Origin of the sequence: Pseudomonas sp. PAGU 2196 (assembly GCF_022179005.1) — a bacterium.
Classification (GTDB): domain Bacteria; phylum Pseudomonadota; class Gammaproteobacteria; order Pseudomonadales; family Pseudomonadaceae; genus Aquipseudomonas; species Aquipseudomonas kermanshahensis.
The window spans coordinates 40,100-58,990 of record NZ_BNTL01000009.1 but is presented as its reverse complement, the minus strand read 5'-3'; the positions used below and the strand labels follow the sequence as shown (position 1 = coordinate 58,990).

The following is an 18,891-nucleotide window of genomic DNA, read 5'->3' as shown; positions in this document are numbered from 1 at the left end:
GCCCGCTAGCCTAGCCAGCCAATGGCAAGCAGGGCAAGGCTGCGTCACTGGCTTTCTTTCGGCATCATGGCAGGCCGACCGTACTGGACCCACGCCGTGAACTTCGCAAACCTGCTCGAATGCTGGCGACTGGAAGTCTCCAACAAGAAAAAGCCCAGCCGCCGCATCAGCCTGCTGTTCAACGTGCTGCGCCGCGCCCGCAAGGACAACAAGCTGCGCTTTCTCTTTGCCTTCCGCCTGGCCCAGTACCTCGACGCACGAGGCGGCCTGGCCCAGCGTCACGCCACGCGTATGCAGCAACGGCTCAATCTTAAGTACGCCGTGGACATCGACATCGGCGCCCAGATCGCCCCCGGGCTGCGCATCGCCCACCTGCCCGGCGTGGTGATTACCCGCCACGTGAGCATCGGGCGTAACTTTTTCATCCGCCAGAATTGCTCGATCGGCATCAAGACCCTTGGGCTGGAGGCGTATGCGTTGCGCATTGGCGATAACGTCAGCGTGGGTGCCAACAGCTGCATCGTGGCGGACCGGATCAGCATTGGCGATAACGTGGTAATTGGTGCCATGTCGCTGGTGATGCGGGACATTCCGGCGGAGACCACGTTCTACAATACGCGGCAGGTTGAGATGCAGCCTCGGGCGAGGTAAAAGGGTTACATTTTTGAGGGTGGGCGCTGGGTTGATCGAATGGTACTGTCTGGTGCAACCATTGCACTATATACTCGACTTATGCCCACGATCCATCGGCTATCCAATTGCTCAATTTGCCTCTATGCGAATGACCATTTGCCCCCGCATTTCCACCTGCGATTAAGTGATGGCCGCGAGGCATTGATTGCGATCAAGGAGTTGACTCCATTGACAGGTATCGGTGGTTCACGGGTAGCCCTGCGAGAGATGATCGAGGCACTTGAATGGGCTTCGCAGAATAAAGCCCGACTGCTTGCAATGTGGGAGGAGCTGAACCCATGACAAACAAACACTTCCGGCTGACAGAGCTCGCTGTCACTGCCCCCAACGAGTTACTGCTGACCTTCGCCGATGGAAAGCAATACCCAGTGAGGCTGGACGCTATCATCGCGAAACACCCAACGTTGCGACGGCTATCTGACCCCGAGGTTTTTGCGACCGCTGCAATTGGCGAGTGGAGCGATACCGTCATCTGGGCCGATGACGACGAATTGGAGCTTGCTGCCGACAACCTCCGCGCCAGAGCAGTGGAGCAAAGCGGTGAGTGTTCGCATGAGCTGGTTTGGAATTGGATGGCCAAAAACGGGCTTACGTTGGACCGTGCCGCGCAGGAATTGGGCCTTAGCAGGCGTATGCTGGCTTACTATCGCAGTGGCGAAAAACCTGTACCGAGGACGGTCGCTTTAGCGATGAAGGGCTGGGATGCGCTTTGTACTAGGCAAGAGGAAGCTCTAGAGGCTTCTAGGCGCCGGAAGGTGTCACTCAACAACGGCGCCAACGGGTTTGCGAATGCAGGCCAGGCATCCAAGAAACGGGCCTAAGCGGCATGTCCTTAATCAGGACGGGGCAACAGCCACAAAAAAGCCGCGCGATTGCGCGGCTTTGTCGTATTTGGTGGGCCCACACGGACTCGAACCGTGGACCAAAGGATTATGAGTCCTCTGCTCTAACCAACTGAGCTATAGGCCCTCAGTAAGTGGCCGGATTATAACGAGGGTTTTGAAAGGGTGCCATCCGAAAGATCGGATAGTGCTATACGAAGAAACGTCGCGGCGAACTCCTCCGGGGGTAAGGGCAGGCTGACGATGTAGCCTTGGATCTGTTCACAGCCCTCGGCTGCCAGGAAGCGCTGCTGGGCCTGGTTCTCAACACCTTCGGCAATGATCGTGAACTGCATGCTGCGGCCCAGGGCGATGATCGCCCTGGCGATGGCGGCGTCGTGGGGGTCGTCAGGTAGGCCGCGGATGAACGACTTGTCGATCTTGAGGATGTCCAACGGCAGGCGTTTGAGGTAGCTGAGGGACGAATAACCCGTGCCGAAGTCGTCAATGGCCAGTTGCACGCCCAGTTTTTTCAACTGGTGCAGCACGGCCAGGGCTTCTTCTGCCTGGCTCATGATGAAGTTTTCGGTGATCTCCAACTGCAGGTCGCCGGCCTTGAGCTGGTAGGTCTTTAGCAACTGTTCGATGCGCCGTGCCAGGTGGGGATGGCGCAGTTGGGCGCCGGCCAGGTTGATCGACAGTGGGCCAAAGTCTTCGTAGTGCATCTTCCAGATGTGCATCTGCTGGCACGCCTTTTCAAGCACCCAGTCACCGAGCTGCAGAATGGTGCCGTTCTCTTCCGCCAGGTGAATGAAGTGCTCTGGCGGCACTTCGCCAAAGGTCGGGTGGCTCCAGCGGATAAGCGCTTCGGCGCCGACCAGGCTCTGGGTCTTTAGGCTGAGCTTGGGCTGGAAGCACAGGCTCATTTCGTTGCGTTCGACGGCGCGGCGCAGCTCATGTTCGAGGGCGATGCGCTCGCTGGCCTGGGCGGTGAGGTCGCGGGTGTAGGCTTCTACGCGGTTGCGGCCTTTGGCTTTGGAGCGGTACATGGCGGCGTCGGCATTGCGGATCAGCGTGGAGACGTCGCTGCCGTCCTGTGGATAAAGGCTGATGCCGATGCTGGCGCTGGTGAAAAACTCGTGCTCGCCGGCCTGGAAGGGCGCGCTGAAGCAAGCCAGCAGCTTGCCGGCGATGCTGTTGGCGTCGCTGGGCCTGTGCAGGCCGGGCAACAGAATGATGAACTCGTCACCGCCCAGGCGCGCCACGGTGTCGACGTCGCGCACCTGTTCTTTCAGGCGCTGGGCGATGCCTTTGAGCAACAAGTCGCCGACCGGGTGGCCGAGGCTGTCGTTGATGTGCTTGAAGCGGTCGAGGTCGAGGAACAACACCGCGCCCTGGCGGTTCGAGACTTGGGCGCAGGTGAGCACGGCCTGCAGGCGGTTCTCGAACAGGGCACGGTTGGGCAGGCCGGTGAGCGGGTCGTGGTGAGCCTGGTAATCCAGCTTGGCCTGGGCGTGCTTGAGGCTGGAAATGTCGGCGAACACGGCGACGAAGTGGGTAATCTCGTACTCGCTGTTGCGCACCGCGCTGATGGTCAGCCAACTGGGGTACAGCTCGCCATTCTTGCGTTTGTTGTAGATCTCGCCCTGCCAGTGCCCCTCGTCGGTCAGCTGATGCCACATGGCAGCATAGAAGGCGCTGTCGTGCTGGCCGGAGGCGAGCAGGCGCGGGGTTTGGCCGAGCGCCTCGATCTCGCCGTAGCCGGTAATTTCGCTGAACGCGCGGTTGACCGCGCTGATGCGCTGGTCGATGTCGGTGATCAGAACGCCCTCGGCGGTGTTTTCGAACACGGTGGCGGCCAGCTGCAGTTTTTCCTGCATCAGGTGGCGCTCGGTGATGTCGCGGGCAATGGTCAGCATGCAGTCGACACCGCCAATCGGCAGGGGCCGGGCGGACAGTTCGCACAGGCGGATCTGCCCATCGCTGCGGCGGATGTGGCAGCTGAAGTCACGTACGAAGCCATCACGCTTGAGCTGGTCGACCAGCCGCTTGCGCTCGTTGAGGTCCACCCAGATGCCCAGGTCAAGGGAGGTCTGGTCGATGGTCGGGTTCAGGTCGTAGCCGGTGAGGCGGCAGAAGCCTTCGTTGACCTCAATCAGCAGCCCGTCGCTCTGGCGCGACAGCAGCAGGCCGTCGGGCGATGCGTGGAATGCCTTGGCGAACTTCTCTTCCGAGGTTTGCAGTTGCTCCTGGGTTTCTTTGAGCTGGCTGATGTCGCGCACGGCCACGACCAGCGCCGGCGTGCCATCGAGCTCGAATGTTTCTGCCGAGGTCAGGCCTGTGAACAACTGGCCATTGCTGCGGCGGAAGCTCATTTCCAGGTTGCGGATGCCGCCTTGGTGCAGGCGTTCGAGCAGCCGCGGCCCGGTGCCGGCGACGGCCCACAGGTTCAGCTCGGTGGCGGTGCGGCCGATCACTTGACCTGGGGTGAGGCCGATCTGCTCTTCGAAGGCTTCGTTGACCTCCAGCAGGCAGCCGTCGCTATGGCGGGCGATCAGCAGGATGTCCGGGCACTGCTGGAACACCGAGGCGAACTTCTGCTCCGACAGGCGCAGGGCGTCTTCGGTGCGTTTGGTCTCGCTGATGTCGATCATCAGCCCGCGCATCACCGGCCGGTGGCCATGCTCGATCATGCTGACGATGTTGCGGATCCAAAGGGGCTGGCCATCGGCGCGGATGACCCGGTAGTCGAGGCTGTGATCGCGGCCGGCTGCGGTTTCACTGTCGCAATAAGCCTGGGCCCAGAGCGCGTCCTCCGGGTGCAGGATGCTGCGCCAGAAGCCGGGCTTGAGCCAGTCATGCAACGGGTAGCCGAGCAGGTCTTCGGCATGGGGCGAGACATAGTTGTAGGTGAAATCGTTGGCGTCGGCTTCCCAGGCGATGGCCGACAGGCTCTCGACCAGGCCGCGGTAGTGATATTCGCTGCTGCGCAGCTCTTGTTCGAGGGCGATGCGCCGGGAAATTTCCGAGCTAAGCCTGCGGTTGATGCGGATCACCACGGCAAGAATCGCCACCAGCAACAGCACCGCAGGCAGGCCATACACCAACATGTCGGACCAGAACAGGCGCTGGTCCACCACGTTACCGACCCAGCGTTGTTGAATACGGTTGACCTCGGCGCTGCTCATGTCGGCCATGACTTTGTCGAGAATGCCCACCAGGACTTTGTTGTCCCGTGGTGCGGCCATGGCCAGTTGGTAGCGGTAGGGCGTTTCGCCGCTGACATAGAGGCCGTCGAGCTTGAGCTGGCGAAGGCTCCAGATACTCGAAGCGAGGTCGCCGACCACAGCGTCGACTTCGTCTGTGGCCAGTGCCTGCAGGGTCGAGCTGACATTGGGCATGGCCACCAGGTTGAGGTCGGGGTGGTGGGTGCGCAGCAGTTCGTGCGGGGCGTAGTTTTCGACCACGGCTATCTTCAGGCCGTACAGGTCTTTCAATGAGCGAGGTTGGGCGCCGCCTTTGTGGGCCAAGATGACAATCGGGAAGTCGAGGTAGGGGCGCGTAAAGGCCAGGTAACCCTGGCGCTCGGGAGTCGACATGATGCCGGGTAGCAGGTCGAGCTGGTTATTGCGCGCCTGCGCCAATACCTCGGTCCAGCTCTTGGGCTCGACCGGTTTTAGCGTCACGCCCAGGCGTTCCTGGATCGTGTCGATGTAGTCGGCGGCCAATCCCTGGTACCGGCCCTCCTGGTCGCGAAACTCGAACGGTGGCCAAGAGGCGTCTACGCCCAGGCTTAACTGCGGGTGGGCAGCCAGCCAGGCTTTTTCCTCATCTGTCAGGGTCAGGGCGCCGGCCGTTGTGGTCCACAGGATAAGGAGCAGCAACAGAATGGCCGGCATTAGGGGCATAGCGGCCTCGCTATCAGAGTGTCTGACGTCGAGTGTAGACGGGCATTCAGGGGGATGTGGGGCAGAAATCAGGCATTGTGTCGCCGCTTTGGCCACAAAAGAAAAACCCCGGCCTGGGCCGGGGTTTGTCATCACTCGTCGAGGAAGGAACGCAGATGCTCGCTGCGCGTCGGGTGACGCAATTTGCGCAACGCCTTCGCTTCGATCTGACGGATCCGTTCACGGGTCACGTCAAACTGCTTACCTACCTCTTCGAGGGTGTGGTCGGTGTTCATGTCGATGCCGAAGCGCATACGCAGCACTTTGGCTTCGCGGGCGGTCAGGCCCGAGAGCACGTCACGGGTGGCTTCCTTGAGGCTTTCGACCGTGGCTACGTCGATCGGGGACTGCATGGTCGAGTCCTCGATGAAGTCGCCCAGGTGCGAATCTTCGTCGTCACCAATCGGGGTTTCCATGGAGATCGGCTCTTTGGCGATCTTCAGTACCTTGCGGATCTTGTCCTCAGGCATTTCCATGCGCTCGCCCAGCTCTTCCGGGGTCGGTTCACGGCCCATTTCCTGCAGCATCTGGCGGGAAATACGGTTGAGCTTGTTGATCGTCTCGATCATGTGCACCGGAATACGGATGGTGCGGGCCTGGTCGGCGATCGAACGGGTGATCGCCTGACGAATCCACCAGGTGGCATAGGTCGAGAACTTGTAGCCGCGACGGTATTCGAACTTGTCCACCGCTTTCATCAAACCGATGTTGCCTTCCTGGATCAGGTCGAGGAACTGCAGGCCACGGTTGGTGTACTTCTTGGCGATGGAGATCACCAGACGCAGGTTCGCCTCGACCATTTCTTTCTTGGCGCGGCGGGCCTTGGCTTCACCGATCGACATGCGACGGTTGATTTCCTTGATCTCCGCGACGGTCAGGCCAGTCTCGGTCTCAAGGTCGATCAGCTTCTGTTGGCAGGCGACGATGGCAGCGTCTTTTTCACCCAGGGCAGCAGCCCACTTGGTGTTACGCTTGGCCAGGTCACCGCTCCAGGTCTGGTCGGTTTCGTTGCTTGGGAACATGCGCAGGAAGTCGGCACGCGGCATGCGAGCGTCACGGACGCACAGTTGCATGATGGCGCGTTCTTGCTGACGCAGGCGGCTCAGTGCATCACGCACGCGCTCGACCAGTACCTCGAACTGCTTGGGTACCAGCTTGATCGGCATGAACAGATCGGCCAGCGCCTGCATGGCGCCGATGCTCTCGGCATGGCTACGGCCATGCTTTTTCAGCACCTTGAGGGTGATGGCAAGCTGATCGGAAACCGCACCGAAACGCTGAGCGGCAACGACTGGGTCCGGGCCGCTTTCGGCCTCTTCCTCATCGTCGCTCTCTTCGCTTTCTTCTTCGTCGTCCGTTTCTTCCTTGGCAGCCGCAACCTTGGCACCTGGAACAGGCACTTCTTCGGTCGGGGCAGCGATGTTGTCATCAGGGTCGATATAACCGCTGAGCACATCGGACAAACGGCCACCTTCGGTGGTGACGCGGTCGTATTCGCTGAGAATGTAGTCGACAGTACCCGGGAAGTGAGCGATGGCGCCCATGACTTCACGGATGCCTTCCTCGATACGCTTGGCGATTTCGATCTCGCCTTCGCGGGTCAGCAGCTCGACAGTACCCATTTCACGCATGTACATGCGCACTGGGTCGGTCGTGCGGCCGATATCGGTTTCAACTGCCGCCAACGCAGCAGCGGCTTCTTCGGCCGCGGCTTCGTCGGTGTCGGCTTCCGCCAACAGAAGGGCATCCGCATCCGGAGCACTCTCGAATACGTTGATCCCCATGTCGTTGATCATGCGGATGATGTCTTCCACCTGTTCAGGATCTGAAATATCCTCAGGCAGGTGGTCGTTGACCTCCGCGTAAGTCAGGTAGCCCTGCTCACGACCGCGGGTGATCAACTCTTTGATACGAGACTGCTGTTGCGCTTTTCCGGACATAACACCCTATCCACTGAAGGTCTTGGCGGGCAAAAAACAAGCCGAGGATTATACCCGAGCATGGGCCTCACGCGCCAGATGAGGTCGGCGTTTGTGCGGGAACATTCCTGCTAAGCAGGGCGAGAAGCTGCGATTTTTCCTCACTGCTCAACTCGCTTTGACGTGCTTTCCTGAGCAGATGTTCCAGGCTGCGCTCGCGTTGGCGGGCGGACAAGCTAGTTATAGTGTCGAAAAACTGTTGTTCAAGGTTGTCGGCCACGATCAGCCATTCCTTCTCGGCCAGCGCCCGCAGCAAACGGCCCTGTTCGGTGCCGTGCCAACGTGCGATCAACTGCATTGAGCTTAGCCCAGGATTCTTTTGAGCGGCTTCGATCAATGCCACCAGCAGCTGGCTGTACAGGTGCTCTTCGTCGGCGAAGTGGCTGGCATCTTCCACCTTGCCGGCCAGTAATGGGTGGTGCAGCAAAGTGCGCAAGGCCGCCAGGGTCGGGGGCTCCACGGGGGCCGGGGTGCGCGGTGGGGCCTCGTCGCGTTGCTGCCAGGGCTTGCCGCCTTTGCGGTTTTTGTCCCAGGGCTTGTCGCTCCACGGCTTCTTGCCGCCCGCCTTGTTCGGCTTCCATTGTTGCTCTTGCTGCGCCGGCGCGTAGTCGTGCTGCGGCATGTCGCCGTAGTCTGGCGTGTAACTGGCCATGGCATCGTAGTCATAGCCCGGATCGTAGTCCGGGACGCTACTACTGGCTGCCGGTTGCTGGGCCAGTTGCTCGACTTGCTGAGGGTCGAGGCCGGTGATTTCCTTCAGGCGGTTACGCATCAACTGACGCAAGTTGGCGCCAGGGATTTTTTCGATCAACGGTGCAGCCAGGGTCGCCAAATGCGCCTTGCCTTCCAGCGAGCGCGGGTCAGCTTCGGCACTCAGTTGCTCGAAAAAGTAATCCGCCAAGGGTTGGGCGTGCTGGTTGATGCGTGCCATGAAGGCGTCAGTGCCTTCGGCGCGCACCAGGCTGTCCGGGTCTTCGCCTTCGGGCAGGAACAGAAAGCGTGCGCGGCGGCCATCCTGCAGGGCCGACAGGGCGGACTCCAGCGCGCGCCAGGCCGCCTTGCGCCCGGCCTGGTCGCCGTCGAAACAGAACAGCACGCTGGGCACCACGCGGAACAGGCGCTTGAGGTGCTCTTCGCTGGTGGCGGTCCCGAGGGTGGCGACGGCGTTGCGCAGGCCCTGCTGGGCCAGTGCGATGACGTCCATGTAGCCTTCGACGACGATGATTTCGTCGAGGTTGCGGTTGTGCTTGCGCGCCTCGTAAAGCCCGTAGAGTTCCTGGCCTTTATGAAAAACCGGGGTTTCCGGGGAGTTGAGGTACTTGGGCTTGTCGTCACCCAGTACGCGGCCGCCGAAGGCGATCACGCGGCCACGGCTGTCGCGGATCGGGAACATCACGCGGTCGCGGAAGCGGTCATAGCGCTTGCCGGTTTCGGCGTTCTCGATCAGCAGGCCGGCATCGATCATGACCTTTTGCTGCAGGGTGTCGGCACCCAGGTGCTTGAGCAGGTTGTCCCAGCCGGGTGGCGCGAAGCCCAGGCCGAAGTCCCGGGCAATCTCCCCAGACAGGCCGCGGCCTTTGAGGTAGTCCACCGCCGCTTTGCGGGTGGGGTGGTTGCGCAGGGCCTGGCGGTAGAATTCGGTGGCGGCATCCAGTAGCGGATACAGCGGTGAATCGGTTGGCTGGCGCGGCTTTTGTGCGCGACGGCCTTCTTCGCGGGGCACTTCCATGCCAGCGGCGCGGGCCAGTTCCTCGACCGCCTGGGGGAAGTCCAGGTTGTCGTGGTCCATGACGAAGCCGAGGGCGTTGCCACCGGCGCCGCAACCGAAGCAGTAATAGAACTGCTTGTCGGGGCTGACCGTGAAGGACGGGGTCTTTTCCTTGTGGAACGGGCAGCAGGCCGAGTAGTTTTTGCCGGTTTTTTTCAGCTGGACGCGCGAACTCACCACGTCGACAATGTCGAGGCGGTTGATCAGGTCGTCAATGAAACTCTGGGGAATCAGCCCGGCCATGGCAGTCTCGTCATCTGGCAACTGGCAAGTCTAATCGCTCACGCGCCGGTTGGGGCGAATGCTGCAAGGGGAAGTGCGAGGGAAGTATGTGCTCGTCGCCAGCCAATGAAGGCTCGTCAGACAGGACGTGCACGATCTGGTCAATGACCAGCTCTGACGTTTCAGGCAGGTTGCCCCCATGCAGTTCGCATGACGCGAGTGCATAAAAGGCCTTGAGCTAGCTGCCCAAGTTTGAAGCAGTTGTGAAGCAACCGCTGCCATCGGCCCGGCGGTGAGCCGGGCAGGGCAGAAGCTTTGCGTAGAACGCCTGTATTAGTACAGACGAACGGCGCGGCGCTGTTCGCGCTGAACTTTCTTGGCGTGGCGCTTAACAGCAGCAGCTGCTTTACGCTTACGCTCGGCGGTCGGCTTCTCGTAAAACTCGCGGCTACGAACTTCAGCCAGTACACCGGCTTTTTCGCAGGAGCGCTTGAAACGACGCAGAGCTACGTCGAAGGGTTCGTTCTCTTTAACTTTGACGGCTGGCATCCAGGGCTACCTTAATTCATTACCGGGGTAGACGTGCTCCTGGCAAAACAAAGGTGTGCTGGAGAACGTCGGTTTTCAAGGGTTGCGGATGTTAACCCTTAGCTGGCCGGAATGCAAAGCCTCTGATCGAAAACCGCTGGTCGGCACCCGACACGGCGACTATCATGCGCGGCTTCGAATTCAGCCCCCACAAGGGACGAGCCCATGCTAGTACTGGGATTGGAAACATCCTGCGACGAAACTGGCGTCGCATTATATGACAGCGAACGCGGTTTGTTGGCCGACGCGCTGTTCAGCCAGATCGACCTGCACCGCGTGTTCGGCGGTGTGGTACCGGAGCTTGCCTCACGCGATCACGTCAAGCGCATGCTGCCGTTGATTCGCCAGGTATTGGACGAGGCTGGCTGCGTCGCCACCGAGATCGATGCCATCGCCTACACCGCGGGTCCTGGGCTGGTCGGCGCACTGCTGGTCGGCGCGTCCTGCGCCCAGGCCCTGGCGTTTGCCTGGGACATCCCGGCCATTGGCGTGCACCACATGGAAGGCCATCTTCTGGCGCCCATGCTGGAAGAAAACCCGCCCGAGTTTCCGTTCGTCGCTTTGTTGGTGTCGGGTGGCCATACCCAGTTGGTCAGGGTCGATGGCATCGGCCGGTACGAGCTGTTGGGCGAAAGCCTGGACGACGCAGCCGGTGAGGCGTTCGACAAGACCGCCAAGCTGATCGGCCTGAACTACCCCGGCGGCCCGGAAATCGCTCGGCTGGCCGAGCAGGGCGTGCCAGGGCGGTTTGTTTTCCCACGGCCGATGACCGATCGCCCGGGGCTGGAATTCAGCTTCAGCGGCCTCAAGACCTTCGCCCTGAATACCTGGCAGCAGTGCCGTGATGCTGGCGACGACGGTGAGCAAACCCGTTGCGACGTGTCGCTGGCATTCCAGCAGGCGGTGGTGGAGACTTTGACCATCAAGTGCAAGCGGGCCCTGAAGCAGACGGGCCTGAAGCGGCTGGTGATTGCCGGTGGTGTCAGCGCCAACAAGGCCTTGCGTGCCTCCCTCGAGGAAATGCTGGCTGGCATGAAGGGCAACGTGTACTACGCCCGCCCGCAGTTCTGCACCGACAACGGCGCGATGATCGCCTATGCCGGCTGCCAGCGCCTGTTGGCCGGGCAGCAGCAGGACCTGGCGATCAGCGTGCAGGCGCGCTGGCCGATGGAGCAGTTGCCGCCGGTCTGAAAGTTGTCAGAAGTGGCGTTCACGCCCGGCGAACAGGTCGCGTAGGTTGTTGCGGTGGCCCCAGACGATCATCAGCGTGAGCACGCTGATCGGCAGCAGTGCCTCGGGCTCACGCCAGGCGAGCAGGGGCAAGGTCAGCGGCGTGGCGATAAGCGCCGCCAGCGAGCTGGTACGTGTGAGGTAGAAGGTCAGCAACCAGGCAGCGATGGCCAGTAATGCCGCCGGGAAGTACAGGCCCATTAGCATGCCGGCCGCCGTTGCCACGCCCTTGCCGCCCTGGAAGCGAAAGTACAGCGGGAACAGGTGGCCCAGCACCGCGCACACGCCAACCCAGGCCTGCTCCTGCAGGTCGAGGCCGGCAGCGCGGGCAAGCAATACGGGCAACAAGCCCTTGCACAGGTCGCCAAGCAGGGTCAGGATCGCCAGCTTGCGGCCTGCCAGGCGAAGCATGTTGGTGGCCCCGGCATTGCCTGAACCGCTGGCACGGGGGTCCGGGCTGCCGAAAAGGCGGCTCAGGACAATGGCGAAGGACAGCGAGCCGAGCAGGTAGGCGAGCAGCGCCAATAACCAAAACATGCTAACTATTCCGGGCGAGGACGCCCTGATTCTAACGGCGCCAGTCGCCCTTGTCGTGCTGTGGAGAGAAGTGCTTGGACAGAGTGTTCATCGAAGGCCTGGAAGTCGATACCGTCATCGGTGCCTATGACTGGGAGCGGGATATTCGCCAGTGCTTGCGCCTGGACCTGAGTTTTGCCTGGGACAACCGCCCGGCAGCGGCCGGCGACGATCTTAGCCTGGCGCTGGACTACGCCAGTGTTTCGGCGCGTATCCAGGCATTTTCCGAGCAGGCACGCTTCGAGTTGGTAGAAACCTTCGCCGAGCGCCTGGTCGCGGTGCTGATGGAAGAATTCCAGATTCCGTGGGTGCGGTTGAAGCTGACCAAGCCAGGCGCGGTTCCGGCTGCCCGTGGCGGTGTTGGCGTGGAGATTGAGCGCGGATGTCTCTGAACACGGTTTACCTGGGCTTGGGCAGTAACATCGACCGGCATGCGCACTTGTGTGCCGGGCTCGATGCCTTGGCGGGCATTCTTACCGACATGCGCTGTTCGCCAGCGTTCGAAAGCCAGGCGGTCGGGATCAAGAGTGGGCCGTTCATCAACTTCGTGGTGACCGGTAAGACCGATTTGCCGTTGATGGAGCTGGACCGCCGCCTCAAGTTCATCGAAGCCGACAACGGCCGTTACGCGCCAGAGCGTAAAGGGCTGCCGCTGGATATCGACGTGCTGATGTATGACGATCTGCACGGCACGTTCGATGGGTTGGTGCTGCCGCGGGCCGAGATTTTGAAAAACGCGTTTGTGCTGTGGCCATTGTCGCTGCTGGCGCCAGAGCTGGTGCACCCTGGGGTGGGCAAGCCGATGGCGCAGGTGTGGCAGGAGGCGCGGATCGATCAGGTGTTGGCGCCGGTGGCCTTTGAGTGGCGCGGGTTGCAACTGACGCCTGCCTGATCCGAACTCTTTTGTTGCCTGAGCGGGCCTCTTCGCGGGTAAACCCGCTCAGGCAATCGAGAAATCAGCCTTCTGCACCACCTTTGTAGGCAACAAGCGCCTTCAATCGCTCACCTTTGAGTGCCTCCCCAAGCGCCTGCCCGGTCAGCCCAGCCTGCACCAGCGGCTTCACATCCACAGCCCTCGCCGCCGCCGCTGCCCCCCTTAGGTAATCAGCCTGTGGATAAGCCCGCTCGCCCTGACGCGCACGTGCATCCATCTGGCAGGCGCTGAGGAAGTCGTCAAAACGCTGTGGCCGGCGGTACACATCGAACTTCTGCAGCAGCCCCAGCAATGCCTCAGGATCCAGCTCAAAGGCCTGGTTGCAGTGTGTCAGGCACTCACCCACCAACATGGCCAGCTCCTGGCACTCGCGCGGTGCCTTGAAGCGCTGGCTGACCGACTTGATCACGGCCGGCTGTAGCTCGCGCAGCAGGCAGGCCCAGCGCACGTGCAGCGGTTGACCGTGCAGCGCAGCCTGCTCCAGGCCTGCCAGGGCGTGGGGGCTGTCGATGAGCTCAGGCAGCAACTCCTGCAAGGCGTCGCACGCATGCAAGACCTCGAAGAACACCTGGGGTTGCGGCTCCATCAGCGCGCGCTCGATCTCTTTCCAGCTGCGCTCAGCGGTGAGCGCTTGCAGCTCGCCGGAGGCGCTGATCTGGCGCATCAGCGCCAGCGTCTCGTCAGCGACCTTGAAGCCGAGGGGGGCGTAGCGTGCGGCAAAGCGGGCAACCCGCAGCACCCGCAGCGGGTCTTCGGCGAATGCCGGGGAAACGTGGCGTAACAGGCGCCTGTCGAGATCTTCTTTGCCGTGGTAGGGGTCGTACAGCGTGCCCGCATCATCCTCCGCCATCGCATTGATGGTCAGGTCGCGGCGGATCAGGTCTTCTTCGAGGGTGACGTCGGGGCTTGCATGGAAGGTAAACCCGCCATACCCCCGCCCGCTCTTGCGCTCGGTGCGCGCCAGCGCATATTCCTCACCGCTTTTGGGGTGGATGAAAACCGGAAAATCAGCGCCCACCGGGCGATAGCCCAGGGCTTGCATCTGTTCGACGGTCGCGCCAACCACCAGCCAGTCGATATCGCTGACGGGGCGCCCGAGCAAGCGGTCGCGCACGGCGCCGCCGACTTTGTAGATGTGCATGTACAGCCTCCATAACTGCCCACAGGATAACCTGTTGGCAGTCATGCAGGGGCAGCAGTGCTAGAGGTGGTGGATGACGGCCAGGTCCATGCGGCCATAGTCGGCGCTTTCGCTGTGCTCGCCGCGGGGGGGCATGTGGTGGGTCTTCATGACCTGGTCGCCCTGAACAGTCTCCAGGTGGATGTCGAAGCCCCACAGGCGATGCAGGTGCTTGAGCACTTCCTCGGTCGAGTCGCCCAGGGGTTTGCGGTTGTGCTGTTGGTGGCGCAGGGTCAGTGAGCGGTCACCGCGCCGGTCGATGCTCCAAATCTGCACGTTCGGTTCGCGGTTGCCCAGGTTGTATTGCGCCGCCAGCTGCTCGCGGATGACCCGATAACCGGTCTCATCATGGATGGCGGGCACCAGCAGGTCATCGCGCTGGTCGTCGTCCAGAATGCTGAACAGCTTGAGGTCGCGGATCACCTTGGGCGACAGGTACTGCAGGATGAAGCTCTCGTCCTTGAAGCTGCTCATCGCGAACTTGATGGTCGATAGCCAGTCACTGCCGGCAATGTCGGGGAACCAGTGGCGATCCTCCTCGGTAGGGTTTTCGCAGATCCGGCGGATGTCGGTGTACATCGCGAAGCCCAGCGCATAGGGGTTGATGCCGTTGTAGTACGGGCTGTCAAAGCCTGGCTGGAACACCACGCTGGTGTGCGATTGCAAGAACTCCATGATGAAGCCGTCGGTGACCAGGCCTTCGTCGTACAGGTCGTTCATCAGGGTGTAGTGCCAGAAGGTAGCCCACCCTTCGTTCATGACCTGTGTCTGGCGCTGCGGGTAGAAATACTGGGCGATCTTGCGCACGATGCGCACCACTTCACGTTGCCAGGGCTCGAGCAGCGGGGCGTGTTTTTCGATGAAATAGAGGATGTTTTCCTGAGGTTCGGCGGGGAAACGCGCATCATCGCGGTCGCCGCCTTTTTCTGCGCCCTTGGGAATGGTGCGCCACAGGTCGTTGATCTGCCGCTGCAGGTGCTCTTCACGCTCTTTTTGCCGGCGCCGTTCCTCTTCGGCGGAAATCGGGTAGGGGCGCTTGTAACGGTCGACGCCGTAGTTCATCAGGGCGTGGCAGGAGTCGATGAGGTCTTCGACCGCATCGATGCCGTGGCGCTCTTCACATTGGGCGATGTACTGCTTGGCGAACACCAGGTAGTCGATGATCGAACTGGCATCGGTCCAGGTGCGGAACAGGTAATTGCCTTTGAAGAAGCTGTTATGGCCGTAGCAGGCGTGAGCAATCACCAGCGCCTGCATGCACATGGTGTTTTCTTCCATCAGGTAGGCGATGCACGGATCGGAGTTGATCACGATCTCGTAGGCCAAGCCCATCTGGCCCCGACTGTAGGATTTTTCGGTGCTGAGGAACTGTTTGCCATAGGACCAGTGGTGGTAGCCCAGCGGCATGCCGACCGAGGCGTAGGCATCCATCATCTGCTCGGCGGTGATCACTTCGATCTGATTGGGGTAGGTGTCCAGGGCGTAACGCTCGGCCAGACGGCTGATTTCCCGGTCGTAAGTCTGGATCAGGTCGAACGTCCACTCGGACCCGGTGGAAATGGGTTGGCGTTTCTGAGCTCTGGCGGTCATGTGGCTAACCTGCGCTGGAAGAGTTCACGGAAGACCGGGTAGATGTCGCCGGCCGATACCAACTGCTGCTGGGCGAACGTGTCGGGGAAGCCCTCGCCGATTCGCTCGTACTCGTACCACAGCGCCTGATGCTCACGGGGGGTGATCTCAACGTAAGTGTAGTACTGCACGTGCGGCATGATCTGCTTGGAGAGGATCTCGCGGCAGATCGGCGAGTCGTCGTTCCAGTTGTCACCGTCAGAGGCTTGCGCGGCGTAAATGTTCCAATCGCTGGCCGGGTAGCGCTCGGCCATGATTTCCTGCATCAGCTTGAGTGCGCTGGAGACGATGGTGCCGCCAGTTTCCCGCGAGTAGAAGAACTCCTCTTCGTCCACTTCCCGCGCACTGGTGTGGTGGCGGATGAAGACCACTTCGATACGGTCGTAATTGCGCTTGAGAAACAGGTACAACAGGATGAAAAAGCGCTTGGCGATGTCTTTGGTGGCCTGGGTCATGGAGCCGGAAACGTCCATCAGGCAGAACATCACCGCTTTCGAACTGGGGTTGGGCTGCTTGACCAGCAGGTTGTACTTCAAGTCGAAGGTATCGAGGAAGGGCAGGCGGTTGATGCGCGCCTTGAGGCGTTCGATCTCCTGCTCGACTTCCTGGATATCCGTGAAATTGTCAGGTTCCTCGACCTTCAGGCGGTCGAGTTCTTTCTGCGCTTCACGCAGCAGGGCGCGGCTGCTGCCGGTAAGGGCGATACGCCGGGCATGGGCCGAACGCAAGGTGCGCACGATGTTGATGCGCGACGGGTTGCCTTCGTTGGCGATACCGGCGCGTACGGTCTTGAAGGTGTCGGCACCGGTCAGGTGACGTTTGACCAGGTTGGGCAGTTCGAGGTCTTCGAACATGAACTCGAGAAACTCTTCCTGGGTGATCTGGAAGACGAATTCGTCCATGCCCTCGCCGGAGTTGCCGGCTTTGCCGCGGCCACCGCCACCACCGCCCCCCTGAGGCCTGGGGATGTGTTCGCCGGCAGTGAATTCCTTGTTGCCAGGGTGCACGATGGTCTGCTTGCCGCCACGACCGTGGTGCAACACCGGTTCATCGATGTCCCGTCCCGGAATGCTGATTTGCTCGCCATGCTCCATGTCCATGATGGAGCGGCGGCTCACGGCCTCTTCGACGGCCTTCTTGATGTGGTCACGGTAGCGCCGCAGAAAACGCTGGCGGTTGACCGTGCTTTTGTTCTTGCCGTTCAGGCGTCGGTCGATTACGTAGCTCATGGTCCCTCCGGTAGCTGGGAACAGCTGCACGCTTCAAGCTACGAGCTGCACGTAAAAGCAGCTGCCGCCGCCCGAGGCTGGCACTGCAGCCTTGGGCGTGCGGTGTGTAGCTTGCCGCTTTATTGCGATTTCCTGACCCGCAGGTACCATTCCGACAGCAGACGAACCTGCTTGTCGGTGTAGCCACGCTCCACCATCCGGGTGACGAAGTCGTTGTGTTTCTTCTGGTCTTCCTTGCTGGCCTTGGCATTGAAGCTGATGACCGGCAGCAAGTCTTCGGTGTTGGAGAACATTTTCTTCTCGATCACCACCCGCAACTTTTCATAGCTGAGCCAGCTCGGGTTCTTGCCGTTGTTGTTGGCGCGTGCGCGCAGTACGAAGTTGACGATCTCGTTGCGGAAGTCTTTCGGGTTGCTGATACCGGCCGGCTTCTCGATCTTTTCCAGCTCTTCGTTGAGGGCAATGCGGTTGAGGATCTCGCCGGTTTCCGGGTCGCGGTATTCCTGGTCCTGGATCCAGAAGTCGGCGTACAGCACATAGCGGTCGAAGATGTTCTGGCCGTATTCGCTGTAGGACTCCAGGTAAGCAGTCTGGATTTCCTTGCCGATGAACTCGATGTAGCGCGGCGCCAGGTATTCCTTCAGGTAGCGCAGGTAGCGCTCGCGCACTTCGGCCGGGAACTGTTCCTGTTCGATTTGCTGTTCGAGCACGTACAACAGGTGAACCGGGTTGGCTGCGATCTCGTGTGGGTCGAAGTTGAAGACTTTGGAGAGGATCTTGAACGCGAAGCGGGTCGACAGGCCGTTCATCCCTTCGTCGACACCTGCCGAGTCGCGGTATTCCTGGATCGACTTGGCCTTCGGATCGGTGTCCTTGAGGTTTTCGCCATCGTAGACGCGCATCTTCGAATAGATGTTGGAGTTCTCTGGTTCTTTGAGGCGTGAGAGCACGGTGAACTGGGCCAGCATCTTGAGGGTGTCGGGCGCGCAGTGGGCCTTGGCCAGCGAGCTGTTGACCAGCAGTTTGTCGTAGATCTTGATCTCGTCACTGACGCGCAGGCAGTAGGGCACCTTGACGATGTAGATCCGGTCGATGAAGGCTTCGTTGTTCTTGTTGTTACGGAACGTGTGCCACTCCGATTCGTTGGAGTGGGCCAGCAGGATACCGGTGTAGGGAATCGCCCCCAGCCCTTCGGTACTGTTGTAGTTACCTTCCTGGGTCGCCGTAAGCAGTGGGTGCAGGACCTTGATTGGCGCCTTGAACATCTCGACGAATTCCATCAGGCCCTGGTTGGCCCGGCACAGCGCACCCGAATAGCTGTAGGCGTCGGCGTCGTTCTGTGGGTATTCCTCGAGCTTGCGGATGTCCACCTTGCCGACGAGGGCAGAGATGTCCTGGTTGTTCTCATCGCCAGGTTCGGTCTTGGCAATGGCGATCTGGTTGAGGATCGACGGATAGAGTTTGACCACTTTGAACTTGGAGATGTCGCCGCCGAATTCCTGCAGGCGCTTAGTGGCCCAGGGCGACATGATGGTGTTCAGGTAGCGCCGTGGGATCCCAAACTCTTCCTCGAGAATGGCCCCATCTTCGGTGGCGTTGAACAAGCCCAGTGGCGATTCGAATACAGGTGAGCCCTTGATGGCGTAGAAGGGTACCTTTTCCATCAGTTGCTTGAGCTTTTCGGCCAGCGACGACTTGCCGCCACCTACCGGGCCCAGCAGGTAAAGGATCTGTTTCTTCTCTTCCAGGCCCTGCGCCGCATGGCGGAAGTACGACACGATCTGGTCGATGCATTCTTCCATGCCATGGAAGTCTTCAAAGGCCGGATAGCGCCTGATCACCTTGTTGGAGAAGATCCGCGATAGCCTGGAATTGTTAGAGGTGTCGACAAGCTCCGGTTCGCCGATGGCCAGCAACAGCCGTTCTGCCGCCGATGCGTAGGCGCTGCGATCCTGCTTGCACAGCTCGAGGTACTCCTGCAGCGAAAGTTCTTCCTGGCGGGTGGACTCGAAACGTTGTTGGAAGTGGCTAAAAATGCTCATGACGTCACCTCGCTCGATACGTGGAGACGACGCCGGATCAGTCAGCTGATGCT

At 60.8% G+C, this 18,891-nt stretch carries 15 protein-coding genes and 1 tRNA gene; 6 read left to right on the top strand and 10 right to left on the bottom strand.

Annotation, left to right across the window (positions count from 1 at the left end; genetic code table 11):
- Positions 1 to 96: 96 nt before the first annotated feature.
- From MFF34_RS08455 to MFF34_RS08445, 3 genes are read left to right on the top strand one after another with little or no spacing between them, the layout of a single operon-like run.
- Positions 97 to 651, top strand: coding sequence for a serine acetyltransferase (locus MFF34_RS08455; protein ID WP_238212377.1), 555 nt, complete (start codon positions 97 to 99; stop codon positions 649 to 651).
- A 39-nt stretch (positions 652 to 690) separates the two neighbouring features.
- Positions 691 to 975 (top strand): DUF4160 domain-containing protein, encoded by a 285-nt coding sequence (locus MFF34_RS08450; protein ID WP_308445344.1) that lies wholly within the window; start codon positions 691 to 693, stop codon positions 973 to 975.
- Complete coding sequence (locus MFF34_RS08445; protein ID WP_238212373.1) at positions 972 to 1,514, top strand: DUF2442 domain-containing protein; 543 nt, start codon at positions 972 to 974, stop codon at positions 1,512 to 1,514. The genes MFF34_RS08450 and MFF34_RS08445 overlap by 4 nt, the downstream gene beginning before the upstream one ends.
- A gap of 71 nt (positions 1,515 to 1,585) precedes the next feature.
- Here MFF34_RS08445 and MFF34_RS08440 read toward each other — a convergent pair.
- The 5 genes from MFF34_RS08440 to rpsU form a co-directional block, all read right to left on the bottom strand.
- A tRNA-Ile gene (locus MFF34_RS08440) sits at positions 1,586 to 1,662 on the bottom strand.
- 16 nt (positions 1,663 to 1,678) lie between these two features.
- Positions 1,679 to 5,422, bottom strand: a complete 3,744-nt coding sequence (locus MFF34_RS08435; RefSeq protein WP_238212364.1) for a bifunctional diguanylate cyclase/phosphodiesterase — start codon at positions 5,420 to 5,422, stop codon at positions 1,679 to 1,681.
- Positions 5,423 to 5,553: 131 nt separating this feature from the next.
- Complete coding sequence (rpoD, locus tag MFF34_RS08430; RefSeq protein WP_238212362.1) at positions 5,554 to 7,401, bottom strand: RNA polymerase sigma factor RpoD; 1,848 nt, start codon at positions 7,399 to 7,401, stop codon at positions 5,554 to 5,556.
- 67 nt (positions 7,402 to 7,468) lie between these two features.
- Positions 7,469 to 9,451, bottom strand: coding sequence for a DNA primase (gene dnaG / locus MFF34_RS08425; RefSeq protein ID WP_085274069.1), 1,983 nt, complete (start codon positions 9,449 to 9,451; stop codon positions 7,469 to 7,471).
- Between the two features lie 312 nt (positions 9,452 to 9,763).
- Positions 9,764 to 9,979, bottom strand: coding sequence for a 30S ribosomal protein S21 (gene rpsU, locus MFF34_RS08420; RefSeq protein WP_003255575.1), 216 nt, complete (start codon positions 9,977 to 9,979; stop codon positions 9,764 to 9,766).
- Between the two features lie 204 nt (positions 9,980 to 10,183).
- Between rpsU and tsaD the strand changes: the two genes are divergently transcribed.
- Positions 10,184 to 11,209, top strand: coding sequence for a tRNA (adenosine(37)-N6)-threonylcarbamoyltransferase complex transferase subunit TsaD (tsaD, locus tag MFF34_RS08415; RefSeq protein ID WP_238212360.1), 1,026 nt, complete (start codon positions 10,184 to 10,186; stop codon positions 11,207 to 11,209).
- A gap of 6 nt (positions 11,210 to 11,215) precedes the next feature.
- Here tsaD and plsY read toward each other — a convergent pair whose 3' ends face one another.
- Entirely contained in the window at positions 11,216 to 11,785 is a 570-nt protein-coding gene (gene plsY / locus MFF34_RS08410; RefSeq protein ID WP_027594376.1) for a glycerol-3-phosphate 1-O-acyltransferase PlsY, read from the bottom strand.
- 74 nt (positions 11,786 to 11,859) lie between these two features.
- Here plsY and folB point away from each other — a divergent pair, with 74 nt between their 5' ends.
- Entirely contained in the window at positions 11,860 to 12,216 is a 357-nt protein-coding gene (folB, locus tag MFF34_RS08405) for a dihydroneopterin aldolase (protein ID WP_033703061.1), read from the top strand.
- Entirely contained in the window at positions 12,207 to 12,716 is a 510-nt protein-coding gene (gene folK / locus MFF34_RS08400; protein WP_238212358.1) for a 2-amino-4-hydroxy-6-hydroxymethyldihydropteridine diphosphokinase, read from the top strand. The genes folB and folK overlap by 10 nt, the downstream gene beginning before the upstream one ends.
- Positions 12,717 to 12,780: 64 nt before the next feature.
- Here folK and MFF34_RS08395 read toward each other — a convergent pair whose 3' ends face one another.
- The 4 genes from MFF34_RS08395 to MFF34_RS08380 form a co-directional block, all read right to left on the bottom strand.
- The gene (locus MFF34_RS08395) at positions 12,781 to 13,899 is read right to left on the bottom strand and encodes a multifunctional CCA addition/repair protein (RefSeq protein ID WP_238212356.1); all 1,119 of its coding nucleotides are present in this window, start codon (positions 13,897 to 13,899) and stop codon (positions 12,781 to 12,783) included.
- A 60-nt stretch (positions 13,900 to 13,959) separates the two neighbouring features.
- Positions 13,960 to 15,528, bottom strand: coding sequence for a SpoVR family protein (locus MFF34_RS08390; protein WP_027594380.1), 1,569 nt, complete (start codon positions 15,526 to 15,528; stop codon positions 13,960 to 13,962).
- A complete protein-coding gene (locus tag MFF34_RS08385) occupies positions 15,525 to 16,796 on the bottom strand; it encodes a YeaH/YhbH family protein (protein WP_027594381.1) in 1,272 nt (423 codons plus the stop codon). The genes MFF34_RS08390 and MFF34_RS08385 overlap by 4 nt, the downstream gene beginning before the upstream one ends.
- A 119-nt stretch (positions 16,797 to 16,915) precedes the next feature.
- Positions 16,916 to 18,838, bottom strand: coding sequence for a PrkA family serine protein kinase (locus MFF34_RS08380; RefSeq protein WP_027594382.1), 1,923 nt, complete (start codon positions 18,836 to 18,838; stop codon positions 16,916 to 16,918).
- Positions 18,839 to 18,891 lie beyond the last annotated feature (53 nt).

Excerpts from the sequence above, each read along its gene's own strand:
- MFF34_RS08390 (WP_027594380.1), bottom strand. The coding sequence starts at position 15,528 with ATGACCGCCAGAGCTCAGAAACGCCAACCCATTTCCACCGGGTCCGAG.
- plsY (WP_027594376.1), bottom strand. The coding sequence starts at position 11,785 with ATGTTTTGGTTATTGGCGCTGCTCGCCTACCTGCTCGGCTCGCTGTCC.
- rpoD (WP_238212362.1), bottom strand. The coding sequence starts at position 7,401 with ATGTCCGGAAAAGCGCAACAGCAGTCTCGTATCAAAGAGTTGATCACC.
- tsaD (WP_238212360.1), top strand. The coding sequence starts at position 10,184 with ATGCTAGTACTGGGATTGGAAACATCCTGCGACGAAACTGGCGTCGCA.
- MFF34_RS08445 (WP_238212373.1), top strand. The coding sequence starts at position 972 with ATGACAAACAAACACTTCCGGCTGACAGAGCTCGCTGTCACTGCCCCC.
- dnaG (WP_085274069.1), bottom strand. The coding sequence starts at position 9,451 with ATGGCCGGGCTGATTCCCCAGAGTTTCATTGACGACCTGATCAACCGC.
- MFF34_RS08435 (WP_238212364.1), bottom strand. The coding sequence starts at position 5,422 with ATGCCCCTAATGCCGGCCATTCTGTTGCTGCTCCTTATCCTGTGGACC.
- MFF34_RS08385 (WP_027594381.1), bottom strand. The coding sequence starts at position 16,796 with ATGAGCTACGTAATCGACCGACGCCTGAACGGCAAGAACAAAAGCACG.
- MFF34_RS08450 (WP_308445344.1), top strand. The coding sequence starts at position 691 with ATGGTACTGTCTGGTGCAACCATTGCACTATATACTCGACTTATGCCC.
- MFF34_RS08395 (WP_238212356.1), bottom strand. The coding sequence starts at position 13,899 with ATGCACATCTACAAAGTCGGCGGCGCCGTGCGCGACCGCTTGCTCGGG.
- MFF34_RS08380 (WP_027594382.1), bottom strand. The coding sequence starts at position 18,838 with ATGAGCATTTTTAGCCACTTCCAACAACGTTTCGAGTCCACCCGCCAG.
- folK (WP_238212358.1), top strand. The coding sequence starts at position 12,207 with ATGTCTCTGAACACGGTTTACCTGGGCTTGGGCAGTAACATCGACCGG.
- rpsU (WP_003255575.1), bottom strand. The coding sequence starts at position 9,979 with ATGCCAGCCGTCAAAGTTAAAGAGAACGAACCCTTCGACGTAGCTCTG.